Source organism: Xanthobacter sp. SG618 (genome assembly GCF_012932745.1).
In the GTDB taxonomy this organism is placed as follows: Bacteria; Pseudomonadota; Alphaproteobacteria; order Rhizobiales; family Xanthobacteraceae; genus Xanthobacter; species Xanthobacter flavus.
The window spans coordinates 22629-44725 of the sequence record NZ_JABBHL010000005.1 but is presented as its reverse complement, the minus strand read 5'-3'; the positions used below and the strand labels follow the sequence as shown (position 1 = coordinate 44725).

Below are 22097 nucleotides of genomic sequence, written 5' to 3'. Positions count from 1 at the left end.
GTCTTCATGCCCGCGCGGCGCCTGAGCGGAGCGGGACGGTCGGGCGGGATGACGCTGGAGCAACTGAAAGTCTTCGTCGCCGTCGCCCGCGCGCTCCACATGACCCGCGCCGCCGAAACGCTGAACATGACCCAGTCGGCGGTCAGCGCTTCCGTTGCGGCCCTCGAGGCCTCCTGCGGGGTCGCCCTGTTCCACCGCGTCGGACGCCGCATCGAGCTGACCGAGGCCGGCCGCGTCTTCGTCCCTGAAGCGGAAGCCGTGCTCGCCCGGGCCGGAGCCGCCGAGACGATCCTTGCCGATCTGTCCGGCCTCAGGCGCGGACGGTTGTCCATCCACGCCAGCCAGACCATCGCCAATTACTGGCTCGGCCCGCTGCTCCACCGCTTCCACAAGCTCTATCCCGACATCGCGCTGGAAGTGGTGATCGGGAACACCGCGCAGGTCGCCTCCGCCGTGCGGGCGGGGGAGGCCGATCTCGGCTTCGTGGAAGGCGAGGTGGAGGAGGCGCTGCTGGCCCGGGTCGCGGTGCCCGGCGACCGGCTGGTGCTGGTGGTGGCGGCCCATGATCCCCGCGCCGAGCTCAAGGCGCTGACCCCGGCCGATCTCATCGACATGCCCTTCGTGCTGCGCGAGCCGGGTTCGGGCACGCGGCAGGTGTTCGAGGATGCCCTGCGCGCCTCGGGCCTCGATCCGTCCCAGCTGAAGGTGGTGTTGGAGCTGCCGTCCAACGAGGCGGTGGTGAGCGCGGTCGCCGCCGGGGCGGGCGCGACGGTGATTTCCGACCTCGTCACCGCCTCGGGCCTCGCCATGGGCACGCTGAAACAGCTGCCGCTTACCTTGCCGGCCCGGCGCTTCTACGCCTTGCGCCATGCCGACCGCTACAATTCGCGGGCGGCGCAGGCGCTGCTGGCGCTGGTGCGCGAGCCGGAGGCGGCGCCGGGGATCGCCCCGGCCGCGCCGGTCAGCCGCCCGCGGCCTCGAGCTCGGCGCTGACCTCCAGCCATTCCTCTTCGGCCTGCGCCAGCTTCTCGGCCGCCTCGGCCCGTTCCTTTGCGAAGCGGGCGGCGTCCAGGGGCTTGGCGGCATGGAGGCCGGCGTCGGAGAGCTTGGCGTCCAGCCCCTCGATCTGCTTCGTCAGCTTGTCCACCGCGCCTTCCAGCTCGCGGATGCGCTTCTTGAGCGGGCCGGTGGCGATGCGGCGCGGGGCAGGGGTGGCTTCCGCCTTGGTCTCGGAGCGGTCCTTGCGCCCCTTGTCGGTCATGCGGTCGCCGTCGGAGCGGGAGAGGACCTCAGCTTTGTACTGGTCGAGATCGCCGTCATAGGCCTTCACCGTGCCGCCCGAGACGCGCCACAGCCGTTCCGCGCAGGCCTCCAGCAGATGCCGGTCGTGGGACACGAGGATGACGGCCCCGGGGAAGTCGTTGATGGCCTCGATGAGCGCCGCGCGCGCCTCGATGTCGAGATGGTTGGTGGGCTCGTCGAGGATGAGCAGATGCGGCCCGCGGAAGGTGGCGAGCCCCAGCAGCAGGCGCGCCTTCTCTCCGCCCGAGAGGGACGACACCTTGGTGTCGGCCGCACCGCCGGAAAAGCCCATCTCCGCCGCCCGCGCCCGCACCCGCGCCTCGGGCGCGTCGGGCATGAGGCGCCGCACATGCTGGGCGGGGCTATCGCCGGGGATGAGCTCGTCGATCTGGTGCTGCGCGAGATAGGCGACTTCCAGCTTGTCGGCCCGCACCACCCGGCCGCTTTCCTCCTTCAGCCGGTCGGCGAGGAGCTTGGCGAAGGTGGACTTGCCGTTGCCGTTGGGGCCGAGCAGGGCGATGCGGTCGTCCTCGTCGATGCGCAAATTGAGGTTCTGGAGGATCGGCCGGCCCGGCACATAGCCCACCGCCACCTTCTCCAGCACCACGATGGGCGGGGAGAGCAGCTTCTCGGGATGGCGGATGGAGATGGCCGCCGCCTCCTCGCTCACCTGCGCGGCCAGGGGCTCCATGCGGGCGAGGGCCTTGAGGCGCGACTGGGCCTGCTTCGCCTTGGTGGCCTTGGCGCGGAAGCGGGCGACGAAGGATTCCATGTGGGCGCGCTGCATCTCCTGCTTCTTGCGCGCCTTCTGGTCCAGCAAGAGCCGCTCGCGCCGCTGCCGGTCGAACGAGGTGAAGCCGCCCTTGTAGAGGGTCAGCTTCTGCCCGGTGAGGTGGAGGATATGGTCGACGCTCTCGTCCAGCAGGTCGCGATCATGGGAGATGAGGATCACCGTGCGCGGATAGTGCGCGAGGTAATCCTGCAGCCACAGGGTGCCTTCAAGATCGAGATAGTTGGTGGGCTCGTCGAGCAGCAGCAGGTCCGGCTCGGTGAAGAGCAGGGCGGCGAGGGCCACGCGCATGCGCCAGCCGCCGGAAAATTCCGAGCAGGGCCGCTGCTGGGCGCTCTCGTCGAAGCCGACGCCGGCGAGAATGGTGGCCGCCCGCGCCGGCGCCGCATGGGCGCCGATATCGAGCAGCCGCATCTCGATATCGCCCATCCTGTTCGGGTCTTGCGTGGTCTCGCGCTCCTTGAGCAGCGCGGCGCGCTCCGTATCTGCGGCGAGCACGCGGTCGATCAGGCTGTCCGGACCGGCCGGCGCCTCCTGGGCCACGCGGCCGATGCGGGTGCGGTTGGGCAGGCGGATGGCGCCGGATTCCAGCTCCAGCTCGCCCACCAGCGCCTTGAACAGGGTGGTCTTGCCCGAGCCGTTGCGGCCGACCACGCCGACGCGCGCATTCTCGGGGAGGGCGACGGAGGCGTGGTCGATGAGCAGGCGCCCGGCAAGGCGCAGGGAAATATCGTCCAGAACGATCATGCCGGGCTTTTCGCAGGCGGGGCCGGGCAGGGCAAGATGCGGAAGCGTCCCGCTTCAGAGCGTCTCGCCGCGCAGCAGCTTCGGTACCTCGCCGGTGAGGCCCGCCGCATCCTTGATGAACAGGCCCTTGAGGCGCGGCAGGCGGTCCACCAGCCCGAGGCCCACGTCGCGGATGGCGCGCAGGGCATCGGAATGGTTGGAGAACAGCCGGTTGAGGCCATCCGTCGCGACGCCCATGGCCAAAGTGTCGAACCGCCGCCAGCGCTGGTAGCGCTCCAGCACGGTGGGGGAGGCGAAGTCGAGGCCGACGCGCGCGGCGTCCGTCACCACCTCGGCGAGGGCCGCCACATCGCGCAGGCCCATGTTGAGGCCCTGCCCGGCGATGGGATGGATGACATGGGCGGCATCGCCCACCAGCGCGAGCCGGTCGCCGATGAAGGCGCGCGCCATGGCGAAGCCGAGGGGATAGGCGCGGGGCTTCGTCACCGGCTTCACCCAGCCCAGGCGATGGCCGAAGCGCTGCTCCAGCTCCTCCTGGAAGATGGCGGACGGCAAGGCAAGCAGGCGTTCGGCGTCGGCGGTGCGCTCGGTCCACACCACCGAGCAGCGGTTGCCCGGCAAAGGCAGGATGGCGAACGGGCCGGCGGGCAGGAAATGCTCCTCGGCGCGGCCTTCGTGCGGGCGCTCGTGCTCCACCACGAAGGTGATGCCGCTTTGCCCGTAGCCCCAGGACACCGTGGAAATGCCCGCCATCTCCCGGATGCGCGAGCGCGCGCCGTCGCACGCCACCAGCAGGCCGGCGCGCAGCGGCACGCCCGAGGCGGAGGCAAGTTCGACGCCGCCGCCCTCGCTGCGGAACGATGTCACTGCCTCTTCGCGCAGGTCGATGCCGGCGGACCGGGAGGCCGCCACCAGCGCCTGCTGCAAATCGAGGTTCGGCACCATGAAGGCGAAGGGCTCGCCCGGTTCCACATCGCCGTCGAAGGTGAGGAAGGTGGGGCGCGCCACGTCCTTGGTGCGGCTGTCCGTCACCACCATGGTGCGCATGGGCTCGGCTTTGGCGGCGATCTCGTGCCACACGCCGAGGCTGGTGAGCATGCGCCGGGCGCAGGCGGCGATGGCGGAGCAGCGCCCGTCATCGAGCCCGGCGCGTGAAAGGGTGGGGTCGTAAAGGGCGATGTCGGCATCGGGGCCGAGGCCCTGGCGCAGGGCAAGGGCGAGGCTCAGGCCCGCGAGGCCCCCGCCGACGATGGCCACATCCGCCCGTTCCGCCGGTGCCCGTTCCGCTTGCGCGCGATCGGCGGCGGCCGGGTTTGCGGACCAGCCGGTCTCCGGAAGCGGTGCGTTCGGGGAGCCCATGACCTTCACTCCTGATGATCGTTCTTCGTTCTACGCTGCCGGGTGGCGATTGGCTCGCCTATAGGGGAGCCGGCTGACGTTTTGGGGTTGACGGTCGAGGCGTGGGCGTGGCGTCCTGCCCTCGACTGAACCGTGCGACCCGCATCCCGTTCCACCTTCTTTGATGCTGCCGCCCGCAGGGCGCGCAGCCATCGGCGAGCCCCTGAATGACCGCCCAGAATCCCGACGTGGACAAGCTCCTCGGCATCCTTGACCTCGAACCGCTCGAGATCAACCTGTTCCGGGGTCGCAGCGCATCCCCCACAGGGGGCCGGGTGTTCGGCGGGCAGGTGATCGCCCAGGCCCTGGTCGCCGCCCGCCGCACGGTGGAGGACGCGCGCGTCACCCACTCGCTGCATGGCTACTTCCTGCTCGGCGGCGATCCCACCGTCCCCATCATCTACGACGTGGACCGCATCCGCGACGGCCGCTCCTTCACCACCCGCCGGGTGGTGGCCATTCAGCATGGCGAAGCCATCTTCAGTATGTCGGTGTCGTTCCAGAAGCCGGAGGAAGGCTTCACGCACCAGAGCCAGATGCCCGAGGTGCCCCAGCCCGAGGATCTGCCCGGCGACGAGGTGTGGCGGGATCGCCTGCTCGCCCGCTTCCCCGGCGCCGCCGGCCGCGACTGGATGGCGCACCGGCCGCTGGAGGTGAAGCCCACCAGCTTGGATATGGCCTATCTCGGGTCGCCGGGGGCCAGGCCCAGCATCTGGATCCGTGCCCGCGGCCCGCTGCCGGACGATCTGCCCATTCATCAGGCGGTGCTCGCCTACGCATCCGACCTGTCGCTGCTGCAGGCGGCGCTTCTGCCCCATGGCAAGTCCGTGTTCGACACGGACGTGCAGGTGGCGAGCCTTGATCACGCGCTCTGGTTCCACCGCCCGTTCCGCGCCGACGATTGGCTGCTCTACACCCAAGAGAGCCCTGCGGCCTCGGCCGGACGGGGATTCTGCCGCGGCGAGCTGTTCACCCGCGACGGGATTCTGGTTGCTTCGGCGGCACAGGAAGGCCTCATGCGGCCGGTCACGCCGCGGGCCTAGGCAGGCCCTGCGTTCGGCGCTGCAATGGCTCATCACGCAAGTGCGAACGAGATATGTCGTTCCCTTGTGCGTCGAGATTAAAAAATAGGCACAAAAAGCGGCGAGCAGGCGGCAGAGCCCCTGCGGCGCGCGCCGTGGCGGAAAAATATGCACGGGACTCCCGGCATCCGCCGCCTTCTGTCTCTCTTGGCACGGTACTTGATTCCTCTGTCCGCAGGCTTGCCAGCCGCGGCGCGGATCTCCCCGACCCGCTCGGCGAAGCCGCCGCGAGAAACACCGTTCTGGCTTCATGCGAAGCGCAGCGGAACCAGGGGACAGGGACCGATCCATGAAGATCGTCATGGCCATCATCAAGCCATTCAAGCTGGAGGAGGTGCGCGACGCCCTCACCGGTATCGGTGTGCACGGCCTCACCGTGACCGAGGTCAAGGGCTACGGGCGTCAGAAGGGCCACACCGAGATCTACCGCGGCGCTGAATATGCCGTGAGCTTCCTGCCGAAGCTGAAGATCGAGGTCGCGGTTTCCGCCGACCAGGTCTCCAAGGTCGTGGAGGCGATCACCGCGTCCGCCAAGACCGGTCAGATCGGCGACGGCAAGATCTTCGTCATTCCGATCGAGCACGCCGTGCGCATCCGCACCGGCGAGACCGACGCCGACGCCCTTTGAGCCTCATCTCTTTCACGGAGCATTCATCCATGACGTCCAAGACGTGGTCCCGCGTGGGGGTTCCCGCGCTTCTTCTGGCGCTGGCGGTAGCCGCGCCGGTACTGGCCCAGACGGCGCCGCCGGCGGCTGACGCCGCCACCGCCGTTCCCGCCGCGGCAGCCGCTCCCACCGTGAACAAGGGCGACGTCGCCTGGATGCTCACGTCGGCGCTGCTCGTGCTCATGATGTCGGTGCCCGGCCTGTTCCTGTTCTACGGCGGCCTCGTGCGCGCCAAGAACATGCTCTCCGTGCTGATGCAGGTCGCCTACAGCGTGTGCATCGTCGGCCTCATCTGGGTGCTCTACGGCTACTCGCTCGCCTTCACCGGCGGCTCGCCCTTCATCGGCGGCTTCTCCAAGGCGTTCCTCTCCGGCGTCACCGGCGAATCCCTCGCCGCCACCTTCTCGGTGGGCGTGGCCATTCCGGAGTGGGTGTACATCGCCTTCCAGATGACCTTCGCCATGATCACCCCGGCCCTCATCTTCGGCGCCTTCGCCGAGCGCATGAAGTTCTCCGCCGTGGTGCTGTTCGTGCCGCTGTGGGTCACCTTCGTGTACTTCCCCGTCGCCCACATGGTCTGGTACTGGGCCGGCCCGGACGCGATCGACGCTGCCGCCAAGGCTGTCGCCGCCGCTGCTGACGGCACCGCCAAGGCCGCCGCGCAGCAGGCGCTCGACGCCGTGCTGGCCGATGCCGGCTACATCTTCTCCCTCGGCGCCATCGACTTCGCGGGCGGCACCGTGGTGCATATCAATGCCGGTATCGCCGGCCTCGTCGCCTGCATCATGGTCGGCAAGCGCCTGGGCTACGGCAAGGAGGCGCTCTCGCCCCACTCGCTGACGCTCACCATGGTCGGCGCCTCCCTCCTGTGGGTCGGCTGGTTCGGCTTCAACGCTGGCTCCAACCTCGAGGCCAATGCCGTCACCGCTCTCGCGATGATGAACACCTTCATCGCCACCTGCGCGGCCGGCATGTCCTGGATGTTCGTGGAATGGCTGGTGAAGGGTAAGCCCTCCATGCTCGGCCTCGCCTCGGGCATCGTCGCCGGCCTCGTCGCCGTGACGCCGCCGTCGGGCTTCGCCGGCATCATGGGCTCGCTGGTCCTCGGCCTCGTCGTGTCGCCGATCTGCTTCATCTTCTGCACCGCGGTGAAGAACGCGCTGGGCTATGACGACGCCCTCGACGTGTTCGGTGTGCACGGCATCGGCGGCATCGTCGGCGCCATCGCCACCGGCATCCTGGTGAGCCCCTCGCTGGGCGGCACGGGCATCTACGACTACACCACCGGTGCGGTCGCGGCTTACGACATGACCGCCCAGGTCATCGCCCAGCTCAAGGCTGTCGGCGTGACCGTTGTGTGGTCGGGCGTCGGCACCGCCGTCATCCTGTTCGTGATCTCCGTCATCGTCGGCCTGCGTCCCTCCACGGACGTGGAGCGCGAGGGTCTCGACATCAACGAGCACGGCGAGCGCGCGTATCACTCGTGATCCTGGCGGGGCGGCCTCGTCGCCGCCCCGTGGTTCTTTAAAAGAGGGGAACCAAGAAGAGCCCCGGCACCGTTGGTGCCGGGGTTTTTCTTTGCCCGCCGCGGCTCGAGGGCGCTGGCGCTGCGCCGATCTGCGGGCTTTTCCCGGCCCCCCGCGCCTGATAGAAGCCGCACCATGAGCGGATTTTCTCATTATCGCGGGGCCATGCCTCGCCGCAGCCGTCCCCTCGCGGCGCGAATTATCGGCCCGGCCCCCCGCCGGCGCGGCTGAGCGCGCGGGGGCTGCCGGGATTTTTCCGCCCCGATCCTGCCTTCATCCCCCGAGCGTTCCATGACCGAGAAGTCCGAGACCAAGCCGTCCGCCGAGGCGTCCGCCCCCGATTATTCCAAGACCCTGTTCCTGCCGGAAACCGCCTTCCCCATGCGCGGCGGCCTGCCCCAGAAGGAGCCGGAGCTGCTGGCCCGCTGGGCGCGCATCGGCCTCTATGAGCGGCTGCGTGAGGCCGGGCGCGGTCGCGATCGCTTCGTGCTGCATGACGGCCCGCCCTATGCCAACGGCAACATCCATATCGGCCACGCGCTCAACAAGATCCTGAAGGACGTGGTGACGCGTTCCCAGCAGATGCTCGGCTACGACTCGAACTACGTGCCCGGCTGGGACTGCCACGGCCTGCCCATCGAATGGAAGATCGAGGAAGAGAACTACCGCAAGAAGGGCAAGCAGAAGCCCGACTTCTCCGACGCCGCTGCCATGGTCGCCTTCCGCCAGGAATGCCGCGCCTATGCCGAGCACTGGCTGAACGAGCAGCGCAAGGAGTTCAAGCGCCTCGGCGTCGAGGGCGACTGGGATCATCCCTATACCACCATGGCCTTCATGGCCGAGGCGCAGATCGCTCGCGAGATCATGAAGTTCGCCGAGAACGGCCTGCTCTATCGCGGCTCCAAGCCGGTCATGTGGTCGGTGGTCGAGAAGACCGCGCTGGCCGAGGCGGAGGTGGAGTACCAGGATTTCACGAGCGATACGGTCTGGGTGAAGTTTCCGGTGGTGGGGCGACTGTCCTCCACTACTGGCCTCATTGGTGTGGCTGGGGCTGCAGAAATCGATCAGATCGCTGCGTCGCAGATTGATCTGGCAAAGCGTGCAGATGATTTGATCGGCGCGACCGTCGTCATCTGGACAACCACCCCCTGGACGATGCCCGGCAACCGGGCCGTCACCTACGCGCCGAAGATCGCTTATGGCCTCTATGAGGTCACCGACGCGCCGGCCGACAACTGGGCCAAGACGGGTGATCGCCTGATCCTCGCCGACAAGCTGGCCGACGACGTGTTCAAGGCCGCCCGCGTCACTGCCTATGAGCGGCGCGGCGACGTTCCTGCCGATGTGCTGGGCAGCCTGATCCTCGCCCATCCGCTCGCGGACCTCGGGCTCGGCGGTTACACCTTCAAGGTGCCGCTGCTGGAAGCCGAGCACGTCACCGACGATGCCGGCACGGGCTTCGTCCACACCGCCCCCGGCCATGGCCGCGAGGACTTCGAGGCGTGGGTGAACCATCGCCGCTGGCTGGAGGAGCGCGGCATCAATCCGGCGATCCCCTACACGGTGGACGAAGACAGCTTCTACACGTCCCAGGCCCCCGGCTTCGAGGGCAAGCGCGTCATCACCGAGAAGGGCGAGAAGGGCGATGCCAACGGCGCCGTCATCGACGCCCTCATCAAGGCCGGCAACCTGCTCGCGCGCGGCCGGGTGAAGCACCAGTATCCGCACTCCTGGCGCTCCAAGAAGCCGGTGATCTTCCGCAACACGCCGCAATGGTTCATCGCCATGGACCAGGACATCCGCGCGGCGGACGGCAAGGCGGCGCCGCGCCCGGCGACGCTGGCCGGCAACGCGCCGGACACCCTGCGCGCCCGCGCGCTGGCCGGCATCAAGACGGTGGAATGGGTGCCGGCGGCGGGAGAGAACCGCATCACCGGCATGATCGAGAACCGGCCGGACTGGGTGGTCTCGCGCCAGCGCGCCTGGGGCGTGCCCATCGCCGTGTTCGTGAAGGACAAGGGCGACGGCACCGTCGAAATCCTCAAGGACGCCGCCGTCAACGCCCGCATCGCCGAGGCCTTCGCCGCCGAAGGCGCCGACGCCTGGTTCAAGGAAGGCGCCAGCGCCCGCTTCCTCGCCGAGCGCGCCTCCGAGGGCTGGCAGAAGGTGGATGACGTCCTCGACGTGTGGTTCGATTCCGGCTCCACCCACACCTTCACGCTGGAGGTGCGCCCTGACCTCAAGGCGGAGCGTCCGCCCGAGGGCCGCGACAAGGTGATGTATCTCGAGGGTTCGGACCAGCACCGCGGCTGGTTCCATTCCTCGCTGCTGGAGAGCTGCGGCACCCGCGGCCGCCCGCCCTATGACGTGGTGCTGACCCACGGCTTCGTCCTCGACGAGGACGGGCGCAAGATGTCCAAGTCGCTGGGCAACGTCACCTCGCCGCAGGACGTCATCAAGCAGTCCGGCGCCGACATCCTGCGCCTGTGGGTGTGTGCCTCCGACTATGCGGACGACCTGCGCATCGGCCCGGAAATCCTCAAGACCACGGCCGACACCTACCGCAAGCTGCGCAACACCATCCGCTGGCTGCTCGGCTCGCTGCACCATTACCGGCCCGAGGAGAAGGTGGCGGTGGCCGACATGCCGTCGCTGGAGCGCTTCATCCTGCACCGTCTCGCCGAGCTGGACGGCGAGATCCGCGCCGCCTATCGCGCCTTCGACTACAAGAAGGTGCACGCGGCCCTCGCCCAGTTCATGAACATCGAGCTGTCGGCCTTCTATTTCGACATCCGCAAGGATGCGCTCTATTGCGATCCCATCTCCTCGGTGACGCGGCGCGCCTGCCTGACGGTGCTGGACGAGGTGTTCAACCGGCTCATCACCTGGCTCGCGCCCATCCTCGCCTTCACCTGCGAGGAGGCCTACATCGCCCGCACGGGGGATGAAGAGGGCTCGGTGCATCTCCTCGCTTTCCCGGACACCCCCGCCGCGTGGCGCGACGAGGCTCTGGCGGAGCAGTGGCGCAAGGTGCGTCTCATCCGCCGTGTGGTGCTCGGCGCGCTGGAGGTGGAGCGCGCCGCCAAGCGCATGGGCTCCTCCCTCGAGGCCGCCCCCGAGGTCTATGTGGGCGACGATGCGCTGGCCGAGGCCCTCTCCGGCCTCGACCTTGCCGAGATCGCCATCACCTCGGATGCGAAGCTGATCCGCGGCGAGGGGCCGGCCGATGCCTTCCGGCTGGCGGACGTGCCGGGTGTCGCCGTGGTGCCGGTCCGTGCGGAAGGCACCAAGTGCGCCCGCTCGTGGAAGGTCTCGCCGCAGGTGGGCACCGACCTGGAATTCCCGGACGTGACGCCGCGCGATGCCGCCGCGCTGCGGGAGTTCTACGCCGCGCGCGCCGCGGCGGAGTGAAACGAGGCCCGCCCGCCCTCGCGTTGCCGGGTCGGGCGGCCTCGTCTATGAACGGCGGATCGCGTCCGGCCATCGGTCAGAGAAGCCATTCCTGAGAGAGGCCCCTTGCAGCGCCGTCCCATCGTCTTCGGTCTTCTCGTCGCTCTCGCTGTGCTGGTGGCCGATCAGGCCTCCAAGGGCATCGTGCTCGCGTGGTCGGCGTCCTGGGACGCGCAGATCAAGCCGGTGGCGCCCTTCATCGACTTCGCCGCGCTGTGGAATTACGGCATCAGCTACGGTCTGTTTCCGCAGGGCGAGACCGGGCGCTGGGTGCTGGTGGCCATCAAGGTGGCTGCGGCGATCCTGTTCGCGGTGTGGCTGGCCCGCGCCCGCAGCCGGTTCGAGGCGTTCGCGCTGGGCCTGCTCATCGGCGGCGCCATCGGCAATGCGGTGGACCGGGTGGTCTATGGCGCGGTGTTCGATTTCGTTTCGCTCCACGCCTTCGGATACCGTTGGTACGTGTTCAACCTCGCCGATGTGGCGGTTGTTGTGGGCGTGGGACTGCTCCTTTACGATGCATTTCTCGGTGGCGCCTCAAAATCGCCGCCCTCGGCCGCGCCAATGGCGCCCCGGTCCGAAGCTGAGCGCGAGCCGTGAGAGCGCACGCTTTGAGAACGCATCAGAGGATGGCATCGAGGACGTGAGACCCATGCGAGAGATTTCCCTTTTCCCGCATAGCGCTGATGCCGCGCCGCGCGCGGCGGGCACCATCCTGTCCCCCGCATTCCGCCTGGTCCCGCTTCGTGTCGGGGGCGGTGCGCTGCTCGCCGCCTTTGCCCTCATGCTTGCTGCGCCCGCCCCGGCCGCCGCGCAGAGCCTCGACGGCAGCACCAATATCTTCGACAGCGCCCTCCAGGTCCTCGGCCTCAAGGAGGAAGAGGAAAAGCCGGAGATCGACTATCGCGAGCGCGCCCCCCTCGTGGTGCCGCCGCGCGTGCCCGACGCGCTGCCGCCGCCGCAGAAGAGCGCCGCGGATTCCCATCCCAACTGGCCGAAGGACTACGACCTTCAGCGCCGCAATGCCGCGGCGCAGGCGGCCAAGCAGCCCATCGTGCGTGACGATCCGGGCAAGCCGCTGATGCCGTCCGAACTCAACCGCGGCAAGAAGCGGGCGGTGGGCAACAGCACCTCGCCGAGCGAGCCGGTGGGCGCTGGCTCAACGCGCGACGTGCTGATGCCCAGCCAGCTCGGCTCCTCCGGCTTCCCGGGGCTCGGCGGCAAGCAGGAGCAGCTCACCTTCAATGGCGAGCCCAACCGCGAGAACCTGATCCAGCCCCCGCCCGGCTACCAGACGCCCGCCCCCAATGCCCCCTATGGCGTGGTGGAGGAGAAGAAGGAGCCCTGGAAGATGCCGACCCTGTTCGATCGCCAGTGACGGACGCGAGGGACGCACACAGGGACCGGACGGAGCGGGGCAGCGGATGAAAGCGCTGCGGCCCGTCCTTTTAAGCGGCGGCGGGCACCCTATCTTTCCTTGACGGACGCGCTTGCGGGCGCGTCGAATGCCGAAAGATCCTCACGTGCAGATGAGCCGTCTCGCCATGGTTGCCATTCTCGCCGCTGGAGCGGCCGCATTTTCTCCCCGCCTCGCTGACGCGGCGGGCCCCGAAGTCACCGAATTCAAGCTCGCCAACGGCCTTCAGGTCATGGTCATCCCCGATCACCGCACCCCGGTGGTCACCCACATGGTGTGGTACAAGGTGGGATCGGCCGACGAGCAGCCGGGCAAGTCCGGCATCGCCCATTTCCTCGAACACCTGATGTTCAAGGGCACCGATGCGCACCCGCAGGGCCAGTTCTCGGCCGAGGTGGCGCGTCTCGGCGGCCAGGAGAACGCCTTCACCTCGCAGGATTACACCGCCTATTTCCAGCGGGTTGCGAAGGAGCACCTGGAGACCGTGATGGGTTTCGAGGCCGACCGCATGCGCGGTCTCAAGCTCTCCGACGAGGTGGTGCTGCCCGAGCGCGACGTGGTGCTGGAAGAGCGCCGCATGCGCACGGACAATGATCCCGGCGCCCGCCTCTCCGAGGTGCTGCAGGCCACGACCTACGTGAACCACCCCTACCAGCATCCCATCATCGGCTGGGAGCACGAGATCAAGGGCCTCAACCGCGAGGACGCGCTGGCCTTCTATCGCCGCTTCTACGCCCCCAACAACGCCCTGCTCGTGGTGGCCGGCGATGTGGACCCGGCCGAGGTGAAGGCGCTGGCGGAAAAGACCTACGGCAAGGTCGCCCAGGCCGACACCCCGCCGCGCAACCGCCCGCAGGAGCCCGAGCCGCGCGCCCACCGGCGGGTAGCGCTGGCCGACCCGCGCGTCGCCCAGCCGAGCCTGCAGCGCTCCTACCTCGTGCCGTCGGCCCGCACCGCGGCGCCGGGCGACGCGGAGGCGCTGGAAGTGCTCTCCCACATTCTCGGCGGCGGCCAGACCAGCCGCATGTACCGCACCCTCGTGGCCGAGAAGGGCCTCGCCGCCGGCGCCGGTTCCTGGTATCAAGGAACCGCCTATGACGCGACCCGCTTCGTCGCCTATGCCTCCCCGCGTCCGGGCGTGAGCCTTGAGACGCTGGAAGCGGCCGTTGATGCGGTGGTGGCCGAGCTGCAGGAGAAGGGCGTCGACGATCTGGAACTGGCCCGCGCCAAGACCCGGCTCATCGCCGACACCATCTATGCGCAGGACAACCAGGCGACGCTCGCCCGCATCTATGGCGCCTCCTGGGCCACCGGCCTCTCCGCCAAGGACGTGCGCGAGTGGCCGGAGCGGCTCAAGGCCGTGACCGCCGATCAGGTGCGCGACGTGGCCCGCCGCTATCTCGTCACCGACCGGGCCGTGACCGGCTATCTCAAGCAGACCGAGCCGAAGGCCGGCGACGCGGGCAAGGCGGACGGCAAGAAGGACAATCGCTCGTGACGGCGGCCGTCCCGGCTTTCGAGGTGTTCCGTTCGTCGGCCCGTTCGGGCCGGCGCGCCTTTTTCGCGGGCGCGGGCCTTCGCCCTGCCGCCCGGCTTTTTCTTGCGATGGTTACGATGGCCCTTTCCCTTCTCGCCGCCGATACGGCGCAGTCCCAGTCGAGCCGCATCACCGAGGTGACGAGCCCCGGCGGCATCAAGGCCTGGCTGGTCCACGACACGACGCTCCCGCTCATCGCCTTCGAGTTCGCCTTCCTCGGCGGTGCCGCCCAGGATGGCCCGGAGCATGCGGGCCTTGCCAACCTCGCCTCCTCGCTGCTGGACGAGGGCGCCGGCCCGATGGATTCCGACGCCTTCCAGCGGGCGCTCGCCGATCATGCGGTGGAGCTGCATTTCGACGCCGGCCGCGACGAGATGCGCGGTTCCCTGCGCACGCTTTCGGAAAACCGCGACAAGGCCTTCGAGCTGCTGCGCCTCGCGGTGAACGAGCCGCGTTTCGACGGGGAAGCAGTGGAGCGCATCCGCGCCTCCCAGCTTGCCATGCTGCGCCGCCGCTCCACCGAGCCCAACGCCATCGCCAACGACCGCTGGTTCGCGCTCGCCTTTCCGGGCCATCCCTATGGCCGGCCGGTGGACGGCACGCTGGACAGCGTGGCCAAGCTGACCCGCGAAGACATCGCCGGCTTCATCGGCAAGACCTTCGCCCGCTCCAACCTGCGCGTCGCCGTGGTGGGCGACATCAGCGCCGAGGAACTGGGCAAGCGGCTCGACGAGGTGTTCGGCAAGCTTCCGGCCCAGGCGACGCTGACGCCCGTCGCCAATGTGACGCCGCAGAAGATCGGCACGGTGGAGGTCATCCCCCTCGACGTCTCGCAGTCGGTGGTGGTGATGGGCACCGGCGGGCTGGAGCGGCGCGACCCGGACTTCATCCCGGCCTACGTGCTCAACCACATTCTCGGCGGCAGCGCCTTCTCGTCGCGCCTTTTCAAGGAAGTGCGCGAGGCGCGGGGGCTGGCCTATTCGGTCTATTCCTACCAGGTGGCGCTCTCCCATGTCGGCCTCTGGTTCGCCGGGACGGCGACCAAGAATGAGCGGGCGGCGGAATCCATCTCCCTCATCACCCACGAGTTCGGCCAGATCCTCAAGGACGGGCCGACTGCCAAGGAGCTGGAGGAGGCGAAGAGCTACCTGATGGGCAGCTATGCCCTGCGCTTCGACACCTCGTCCAAGGTCGCTGGCCAGCTGCTGCAGATCCAGCTCGACGAGCTCGGCATCGACTATATCGACCGCCGCAACGCGCTGATCGCCGCCGTCACCCTCGACGACCTCAAGCGCGTCGCCGGCCGGCTGGCCACGGCGAAGGATGCGTTGACGGTGGTGGTGGGCAAGCCGGTCGGCCTCGGAGGCTGATCGGCCCGCGGTAACCTTACTTTCACGGAGCCGGCGCAGGGGACCCGCAGGGGCGGGCGGGGAGTCCCCACGCCGGCTTCCCTTTGCTATAAGCGCGCGATCCAGGGCGCCCATGGAGTTGAAGATATGGCGGGTGCAACACGGACGGTCGCGCAGATCCGGGCCACCGAAAGGCCCGTGACGGCAGCTTCACGCGTGTGCGCACCCCCGTCCGATCCGGCGGGCCGCCTCGGCTTCCCGTTTCCCCGGCTTTCCGTCGCGCGGCTGATGCTGCCCGGCCTCATGGCGGCGGTTCTCGCCGGCTGCGCGGGTGGTGAAGGCCTCGATGGTTCCTTCGGCGCGCAGGACACGGGCGTCGCCGGTGGCACCGCCATTGCGACGCCGGGTGGCACCTCTGCCGGTGTCGTGAACAGCGCCACCTCCGGCTCGCTCGTGGTCGGTGCCGGCCCGGACCAGGTGTCCTATGATTGCCCCATGCTCACCGTGCGCACCGGCGCCGGCAGCTGGCAGGTCACGGCCGGCGGCGGGCTGCGCTATCAGGCCACCATCGGCCGCCTCGCCCGCGAATGCACCATCTCCAACGGCATGATGCTGGTGAAGGTGGGCATCGAAGGCCGCGTCCTGATGGGCGAAAAGGGCAGCCCCGGTCAGGTGAAGGTGCCGGTTCGCATCGCCGTGGTGAATGAGGGCCCCTCGCCCAAGACAGTCACCACCAAGTTCTTCGCCGTTGCCGTCGACGTTCCGGCCGATCCGGGCCACGCGCCCTTCACCGTGGTGGAGGACCAGATCGCGTTCCCGCTGCTGAAGCCGTACGAGATGGAGCGCTACATCATCTATGTGGGTTTCGACCCGCAGGGCACGCCCGAGGTGCGCGAGCGGCCCAAGCCTTCCGCCGCGCGGCCGAAGCCGAAGCCGCCGGCTACCGCCGCGCAGCCTGCCCCGGCACCCGCCGCCGCGAGCGCGCCCGCGCCCGCAAGCTCTTCGTCCACCAGTTCGTCGTCTTCGACCTCGAAGGACGTGTTCGGGCCGCCCCCATCGAGCGGCGGCAGCAGTGGCGGCAGCTTCGCGCCACCTCCGTCGAGCGGCGGTTTCGCCCCGCCGCCCTCCACCAGCACCTTCGCGCCGCCGCCCAAATAGGCGGCGCGCCGATCCGCGAGCGGCTCAGTCCAGCTTGACGGGCAGGAAGGTGAAGGGCTGCGCCGGCACGAACTGCGCGGCCGCGTTACCGCCATAGACCTTGCCGCCGGTGAGATCGAGCTTCTTCACCGGCGCGCCCGGCTTCAAATCGAGGTCGGCGATCGGCACCCAGAAGGTGTTCGGGCTGGTGGCGGAATCGAAGAAATAGACTCTGTCCTTCTGGTCGCTCACCGTCCGCCACAGGGTGGAGGCGATGTTCGGCTCGCCCGGCGTCGAAAGGCCGAGCGGCACGCTCACCGACCGCATCACGCTCGCGACGCTCGCCACCGCCTGATTGGCATAGGTCTGGTCCGGGACGGCGGACAAAATCTCCGGCGCCGCCTTCGCGGGGACGGCCTTGATGAAGAAGCTGGCGCGGGCGAAGCGGTCCGCCGCGCGGTTGGTCCCGGGCAGGAACACCGTGCCGCCGATATCCTGCCAATAGGCGTTGAGCGCGAGCTGCTGGTCGTAGCTGGGTGAGTTGGTCATCACTTGGTACTGCCGCCCGTGATGCACCACGAGCTTGCCGCCGAGATACTCGAAGATGGCGCTGTCGCCGGAGGGATCGGAGATGGCGAGGTGGAGCTGGGCGCCGGAGCCGTTGGGCAGGGTCGCCGTCACCACCACGAACGGCTCGGCGGAAAGCGCCGTGACCGCCTCGGCGACGGTGGCGAAATTGTCCAGCACGTACTGCGCCCACACGCTGATGGAGAGGGCCGGCTTGCCGTTGGGCTTCGCGTATTCGGATTCGGCGAGGTACAGCAGGTTGGCGACGAGACCCTTCTCGTTCATGCCGTCGGCCGTGCCCACGTCATAGCCGGAGGCGGTGACGCTGCCGTATTTGGACACCCATTTCGGGGTGTTGGCTCCCGCCGCCCCATCGCGCGCCATGCCGGCCGGGAAGGCCCACAGATTGGTGCGCATGTCCTCCATCCAGTCCATGGACCGGCCGGTGATGACGATGCCGTCGGAGCCCAGATAGACCGCGCGCGTGCAGGCCTGCGCCACCGGGGCGAGCGTGGCGGCGAGCGCTCCGGCCAGCATTGTGGCGGCGAGGGCGCGGCGGCGGATGCGGGAGATGCGGCTTTCGGGACGGGTCTGGACCATGGGGGCCTCCGATGCGACCGGCCCAAAATGAAAACCGCCGGTAACGAGGTCAGCCCCGTTCCGGCGGAATCATGTGCCGGCCTTTTGAAAAGGTTCGGCTGAAAGAGATACCGGCTCCGCCCACACAGCAAGGCGGAGCCGGTCATCCATGCCCTGTCTGCCCCGAAAAGACATGGACAAGTGTTAGAAACCACACCCCCGCCCTCGATTCTCTGAGATGGATCAAATTTGGCGGCGCAGCGGCGAAATTTTGCTATCAGCTTCGCCGGAACGTTGCGCAGAGCACGCCTCAGGCGTGCGGGGAGAAGGGATGCACGACAAGGAGTCGCAGATGCCGGATGGCATTCCGGTCATCCGGACCATCGCCATGCCGGCCGATACCAATCCGAGCGGCGATATCTTCGGCGGCTGGCTGATGTCGCAGATGGACCTTGCCGCCGGAAACGTTGCGGCGCGCCGCTCGCGGGGCCGCGCGGCCACGGTGGCGGTGGAGGCCATGAGCTTCCTCTCCCCGGTGGCGGTGGGCGACGAGGTGAGCCTGTTCGCCAACATCGCGCGGGTGGGGCGCACGTCCTTGCGCATTGAGGTGGAAGCCTGGCGCCGGGCGCGCGAGAGCGAGCAGTCGACCAAGGTCACGGAAGCCGTCTTCACCTTCGTCGCCATCGACGGCGAGGGCCGCCCGCGGGCCATCCCGGCGGAGTAGCAGGGCTCTTCAAGGGGTGCGCACACAGCCCGCGCGGCGCCTGAGCGAAGGCAAAGGAAGCTCCGCCCCTCACGTCCCGCGCGGTTTTGCCCGCGTGGTCGGCGGGGCGGCGGCGGGGTCTTCCGGCCAGGGGTGCTTGGGGTATCGGCCGCGCATGTCGGCGCGAACATCCCGCCACGAGCCGCGCCAGAATTGCGGCAGGTCCTTCGTCACCTGGATCGGCCGGTGCGCGGGTGACAGCAATGCGAGGGTCAGGGGCACCCGCCCGCCCGCGATGGCGGGATGGGCGGTGAGGCCGAACAATTCCTGCACCCGCACCTCCACCGCCGGCCCACCCTCCGCGCCATAGTCGATGGCGAGGCGCGAGCCCGTGGGGGCGGTGAAATGGGTGGGCGCCTCCGCCTCCAGCCGGGCCGTCAGCTCATAGGGCAGCAAGGCGTGAAGGGCGTTGCCCACGTCGGCGCCCGAGATGTCCGCAAGGGACGTGCGGCCGGAGAGAAACGGCGCGAGCCACGTCTCCACCGATGCGGCCAGTGCCGCGTCGGAGAGGTCTGGCCACGGCTCGCCCTCGGCTGCGCGCAGGAACATGACGCGCTCGCGCCATTGCCGGGACGCGGCGGAGAAGGGCAGGCGGTCGATTCCCGCATCCGCGATGCCCCGGGCGAGCGCGCGCGCCGTCTCCGCGTCCGCCGGAACCGGCTGGGGCCGGGCCGCCAGCACCAGCGCCTTGAGCCGCCGCACCTCCCGCGCCCGCACCGCCATGGCGGCGGGTTCGAAGGCGACTTCGAGGCCGGAGGTGATGTCATCCGCGAACAGCGCCTCCACCTCGTCCGCCGACAAAGCGGCCGCGAGGGTGATGCGCGCGCCCTCGGCGCGGCCGGAGGCTTCCGCTGCGGCGAGGAAGGGCGCGCGGGCGAGCGGGGATGTGCCCTCCAGAACCGCACCGCGGCCGTTGGCCATCAGGAAGCGCACCTGGGTCTCGCCAGCCCGTCCCTCGCGGGCCTTGGCCACCCGGTCGGGATAGGCGAGCGCCAGCAGGGCAGCGGGGGAGGGGGGAGGCGCGGTGCCCGGAGAGCGCCCGTCTGCCGCCAGTTCCCGCGCCGCCATCTCCGTCCACCGCCCGGCGAGGCGACGGGAATCCTCCGCGCGGCGGGAACGGTCGCGGCGGAAGCCGTCAAGGCGGGCGAGGAGGTCCACGCTGTCGCCGCCGAGCCCGCGCTCCACCAGCAGCGCGGCGATCTCCGCACCCAGGCGCCCCACGCCCCGCGCCGCCCCGATGGCCACCATATGGGCGAGGCGCGGCGGCAAAGGCAGGCGCGCCATGAGGCGGCCGAGCGGCGTCACCGCCTCGTCCGCATCGAGCGCGCCGAGGAGGCGCAGCAGCGCCTTCGCTTCGGTCACGGCCGGCGCGGGGGGCGGATCGAGGAAGGGGAGGGCGGCGGGATCGCGCACGCCGACACGGGCGAGATCGAGCACGAGGCCGGTGAGGTCGGCGGCGAGGATTTCCGGCGTGGCGAAGGCCGGCAGGCTCGCCGTCTCCCCTTCGCTCCACAGGCGATAGCAGACGCCGGGCTTGGTGCGTCCGGCGCGTCCCCGGCGCTGGTCGGCAGCGGCGCGGGAGACGCGGACGGTCTCAAGCCGTGTCAGCCCCACATCGGGCTCGAAGCGGGGCACGCGGGCAAGGCCGCTGTCCACCACCACCCGCACCCCCTCGATGGTCAGCGAGGTCTCGGCGATGGAGGTGGCCAGCACCACCTTGCGCCGTCCCTCCGGTGCCGGCAGCACGGCGCGGTCCTGCTCGGCGGCGTCCAGGGCGCCGAACAGCGCGACCACATCGACCTTGGGGTCGCGCACCGCGTCCAGGAGCAGCGTTTCGGTGCGGCGAATTTCGGCCGCCCCGGGGAGGAAGGCGAGGATGGAGCCGTCTTCTCGCTCCAAGGCCCGGCGGATGGCGTCGGCCATCTGGCGGTCGATGGGCGCGCGCGGATCGCGGCCGAGATAGGCGGTCTCCACCGGAAAGGCGCGGCCTTCGCTCTCGATCACCGGCGCGGGCGTGCCGACGCCCATCAGGGAGGCGACGCGGGCGCCGTCCAGCGTCGCCGACATGGCGAGGAGCCTGAGGTCGTCCCTGAGCCCGCGCTGGGAATCGAGGGCGAGGGCGAGGCCGAGATCGGCGTCGAGGCTGCGCTCGTGGAACTCGTCGAACAGCACGGCGGCGATCCCGGACAGTTCGGGGTCGTCGAGCACCATGCGGGTGAAGATGCCTTCCGTGACCACCTCGATGCGGGTGCGGCGCGACACCTCGGTGGCAAGCCGCGTGCGAAAGCCCACGGTACCGCCCACGGCCTCGCCGAGGGTCTGGGCCATGCGCCGGGCAGCGGCGCGGGCGGCGAGGCGGCGCGGTTCCAGCACGAGGATCTTTCCGCCCGCGGCCCACGGCTCATCCAGCAGAGCCAGGGGCACGCGCGTGGTCTTGCCGGCGCCGGGCGGAGCCACCAGCACGGCGCAGGGGGTGGACGCGAGCGTCGAGCGGATGTCGCCGAGGACGGCGTCGATGGGGAGCTTGGTGTCGAACATGGCGCGCCCGCCCTTATGCGGCCGCGCCGCGCGAAGGCCAAGGGTTGAGGAGGGACAGGGCAGAGGGGGTGTTGCCAGCGGCCCGCATCGGTGCCTTAAGGAACGCCCCGTCCATCACCGGGATCAGAGCACCATGGTTTCCGCCCCGTCCAGCCTCACCAGCAAGGTCCGGCCGCTCGCCTTCGAGGCCGGCATCGTCGCCCTCGCTTTCCTCGATTCGAAGGTCGCCTTCGTCGGCACGGACGACGCCGTGTTCCTGATGGGGCTGGAGGAAGGGGCGACGCCGGTTGCGGTCGCAGTGCACCAGGGTGGCGTGTTGAGCACCGCCTCGGACGGCAAGCGGCTGGTGACCGGCGGTGACGACGGGCGGGTGATGGAGATGCTGTCGGATGGCACCACCCGCGAGCTGGCGCAGCAGAAGGGCCGCTGGATCGACCGGGTGGCGCTGGGGCCGGACGGGGCCGTCGCCTATTCGGCCGGCAAGGTCGCCCACGTGCTGCAGGCCAAGGGCGAGGCGAAGTCGCTGGAAGTGCCCTCCACCGTGGGCGGCCTCGCCTTCGCCCCCAAGGGCCTGCGCCTCGCGGTGGCGCATTATGGCGGCGTGTCGCTGTGGTTTCCCAATGCGGCGGGCGCCAAGCCGGAGGTCTATGGCTGGAAGGGCTCGCATCTCGGCGTGACGTTCTCGCCCGACGGCCGCTTCCTCGTCACCACCATGCAGGAGCCGGCGTTGCACGGTTGGCGCGTGGTGGATGGCGCGCACATGCGGATGTCCGGCTATCCCTCGCGGGTGAAGTCCTTCGCCTTCACCGCCGACGGCAAGTGGCTCGCCACCTCCGGCTCGGGCGAGGCCATCCTGTGGCCCTTCCAGGCCAAGGACGGCCCCATGGGCAAGGAGCCGGCCATGCTGGCGCCATCACCCACCTCGCGGGTGACGGTGGTTGCGCCCCACCCCAAGGACCCGGTGGTCGCCATCGGCTACGAGGACGGCATGGTGATGATGGTGCGCATCTCGGATGGCGCCGAGATCCTGCTGCGCGCCCCCGACACCGACCCCGTGACCGCCATCGCCTGGCACGGCTCCGGCGGTGCCGTTGCGTTCGGCACGGAAAAGGGACAGGGCGGGCTGCTGGCCTTCTGAGCCGCGGCGCGGTACCCGCGTGGCGCACCAAGTCCTTAGCCGTGCAGGAAACTTGTGCTGCGGGCGGCTTTTCACGGGCGCGCGTCCGCTCTACCTTGGCGGCGTCCATTCGC

16 protein-coding genes are annotated in these 22097 nt (G+C 69.5%); 12 read left to right on the top strand and 4 right to left on the bottom strand.

Features of this window, described 5'->3' with window-relative positions:
- Positions 1–48 precede the first annotated feature (48 nt).
- Complete coding sequence (locus FHT36_RS14685) at positions 49–993, top strand: LysR substrate-binding domain-containing protein (protein ID WP_169123256.1); 945 nt, start codon at positions 49–51, stop codon at positions 991–993.
- On the opposite strand, the gene FHT36_RS14680 is transcribed toward FHT36_RS14685, so the two are convergent.
- Positions 962–2839: an ABC-F family ATP-binding cassette domain-containing protein gene (locus FHT36_RS14680; protein ID WP_169123255.1), complete on the bottom strand. Its 1878-nt coding sequence runs from the start codon at positions 2837–2839 to the stop codon at positions 962–964. The genes FHT36_RS14685 and FHT36_RS14680 overlap by 32 nt on opposite strands.
- Positions 2840–2893: 54 nt before the next feature.
- Positions 2894–4198, bottom strand: a complete 1305-nt coding sequence (locus FHT36_RS14675; protein WP_169123254.1) for a ubiquinone biosynthesis hydroxylase — start codon at positions 4196–4198, stop codon at positions 2894–2896.
- Positions 4199–4404: 206 nt separating this feature from the next.
- Between FHT36_RS14675 and tesB the strand changes: the two genes are divergently transcribed.
- The 9 genes from tesB (at position 4405) to FHT36_RS14630 (ending at position 16420) form a co-directional block, all read left to right on the top strand.
- Positions 4405–5280, top strand: coding sequence for an acyl-CoA thioesterase II (gene tesB, locus FHT36_RS14670; protein ID WP_169123253.1), 876 nt, complete (start codon positions 4405–4407; stop codon positions 5278–5280).
- 328 nt (positions 5281–5608) lie between these two features.
- Positions 5609–5947: a P-II family nitrogen regulator gene (locus tag FHT36_RS14665; protein WP_024276769.1), complete on the top strand. Its 339-nt coding sequence runs from the start codon at positions 5609–5611 to the stop codon at positions 5945–5947.
- 29 nt (positions 5948–5976) lie between these two features.
- Complete coding sequence (locus FHT36_RS14660) at positions 5977–7473, top strand: ammonium transporter (protein ID WP_169123252.1); 1497 nt, start codon at positions 5977–5979, stop codon at positions 7471–7473.
- Positions 7474–7803: 330 nt separating this feature from the next.
- A complete protein-coding gene (gene ileS / locus FHT36_RS14655) occupies positions 7804–10923 on the top strand; it encodes an isoleucine--tRNA ligase (protein WP_169123251.1) in 3120 nt (1039 codons plus the stop codon).
- A 105-nt stretch (positions 10924–11028) separates the two neighbouring features.
- Positions 11029–11559 (top strand): signal peptidase II, encoded by a 531-nt coding sequence (gene lspA, locus FHT36_RS14650; RefSeq protein WP_169123250.1) that lies wholly within the window; start codon positions 11029–11031, stop codon positions 11557–11559.
- Between the two features lie 52 nt (positions 11560–11611).
- Positions 11612–12337, top strand: coding sequence for a hypothetical protein (locus FHT36_RS14645; protein WP_169123249.1), 726 nt, complete (start codon positions 11612–11614; stop codon positions 12335–12337).
- 127 nt (positions 12338–12464) lie between these two features.
- Positions 12465–13874 carry a pitrilysin family protein gene (locus FHT36_RS14640; RefSeq protein ID WP_246702246.1) on the top strand — a complete coding sequence of 470 codons (1410 nt, stop codon included), beginning with the start codon at positions 12465–12467 and terminating at the stop codon, positions 13872–13874.
- Positions 13875–13990: 116 nt separating this feature from the next.
- Positions 13991–15283, top strand: coding sequence for a pitrilysin family protein (locus FHT36_RS14635; RefSeq protein ID WP_229646150.1), 1293 nt, complete (start codon positions 13991–13993; stop codon positions 15281–15283).
- Between the two features lie 195 nt (positions 15284–15478).
- On the top strand, positions 15479–16420 hold the full coding sequence (locus FHT36_RS14630) for a hypothetical protein (RefSeq protein ID WP_169123247.1): 942 nt from the start codon (positions 15479–15481) through the stop codon (positions 16418–16420).
- A 24-nt stretch (positions 16421–16444) separates the two neighbouring features.
- On the opposite strand, the gene FHT36_RS14625 is transcribed toward FHT36_RS14630, so the two are convergent.
- Positions 16445–17566, bottom strand: a complete 1122-nt coding sequence (locus FHT36_RS14625; RefSeq protein ID WP_210257783.1) for a linear amide C-N hydrolase — start codon at positions 17564–17566, stop codon at positions 16445–16447.
- Between the two features lie 310 nt (positions 17567–17876).
- Between FHT36_RS14625 and FHT36_RS14620 the strand changes: the two genes are divergently transcribed.
- On the top strand, positions 17877–18269 hold the full coding sequence (locus FHT36_RS14620) for an acyl-CoA thioesterase (RefSeq protein ID WP_024276778.1): 393 nt from the start codon (positions 17877–17879) through the stop codon (positions 18267–18269).
- 69 nt (positions 18270–18338) lie between these two features.
- Here the strand turns inward: FHT36_RS14620 and hrpB are convergent, their stop codons facing one another.
- Positions 18339–20846, bottom strand: coding sequence for an ATP-dependent helicase HrpB (gene hrpB / locus FHT36_RS14615; RefSeq protein WP_169123246.1), 2508 nt, complete (start codon positions 20844–20846; stop codon positions 18339–18341).
- A 133-nt stretch (positions 20847–20979) separates the two neighbouring features.
- Between hrpB and FHT36_RS14610 the strand changes: the two genes are divergently transcribed.
- Entirely contained in the window at positions 20980–21984 is a 1005-nt protein-coding gene (locus FHT36_RS14610) for a WD40 repeat domain-containing protein (RefSeq protein ID WP_169123245.1), read from the top strand.
- Positions 21985–22097 lie beyond the last annotated feature (113 nt).

What these genes read in the sequence shown, in the direction of transcription:
- FHT36_RS14610 (WP_169123245.1), top strand. Translation starts at nt 20,980, where the DNA reads ATGGTTTCCGCCCCGTCCAGCCTCACCAGCAAGGTCCGGCCGCTCGCC.
- FHT36_RS14675 (WP_169123254.1), bottom strand. Translation starts at nt 4,198, where the DNA reads ATGGGCTCCCCGAACGCACCGCTTCCGGAGACCGGCTGGTCCGCAAAC.
- FHT36_RS14680 (WP_169123255.1), bottom strand. Translation starts at nt 2,839, where the DNA reads ATGATCGTTCTGGACGATATTTCCCTGCGCCTTGCCGGGCGCCTGCTC.
- FHT36_RS14660 (WP_169123252.1), top strand. Translation starts at nt 5,977, where the DNA reads ATGACGTCCAAGACGTGGTCCCGCGTGGGGGTTCCCGCGCTTCTTCTG.
- FHT36_RS14620 (WP_024276778.1), top strand. Translation starts at nt 17,877, where the DNA reads ATGCACGACAAGGAGTCGCAGATGCCGGATGGCATTCCGGTCATCCGG.
- hrpB (WP_169123246.1), bottom strand. Translation starts at nt 20,846, where the DNA reads ATGTTCGACACCAAGCTCCCCATCGACGCCGTCCTCGGCGACATCCGC.
- FHT36_RS14685 (WP_169123256.1), top strand. Translation starts at nt 49, where the DNA reads ATGACGCTGGAGCAACTGAAAGTCTTCGTCGCCGTCGCCCGCGCGCTC.
- FHT36_RS14640 (WP_246702246.1), top strand. Translation starts at nt 12,465, where the DNA reads ATGCCGAAAGATCCTCACGTGCAGATGAGCCGTCTCGCCATGGTTGCC.
- ileS (WP_169123251.1), top strand. Translation starts at nt 7,804, where the DNA reads ATGACCGAGAAGTCCGAGACCAAGCCGTCCGCCGAGGCGTCCGCCCCC.
- FHT36_RS14645 (WP_169123249.1), top strand. Translation starts at nt 11,612, where the DNA reads ATGCGAGAGATTTCCCTTTTCCCGCATAGCGCTGATGCCGCGCCGCGC.
- FHT36_RS14625 (WP_210257783.1), bottom strand. Translation starts at nt 17,566, where the DNA reads ATGGTCCAGACCCGTCCCGAAAGCCGCATCTCCCGCATCCGCCGCCGC.
- FHT36_RS14665 (WP_024276769.1), top strand. Translation starts at nt 5,609, where the DNA reads ATGAAGATCGTCATGGCCATCATCAAGCCATTCAAGCTGGAGGAGGTG.
- tesB (WP_169123253.1), top strand. Translation starts at nt 4,405, where the DNA reads ATGACCGCCCAGAATCCCGACGTGGACAAGCTCCTCGGCATCCTTGAC.
- FHT36_RS14635 (WP_229646150.1), top strand. Translation starts at nt 13,991, where the DNA reads ATGGCCCTTTCCCTTCTCGCCGCCGATACGGCGCAGTCCCAGTCGAGC.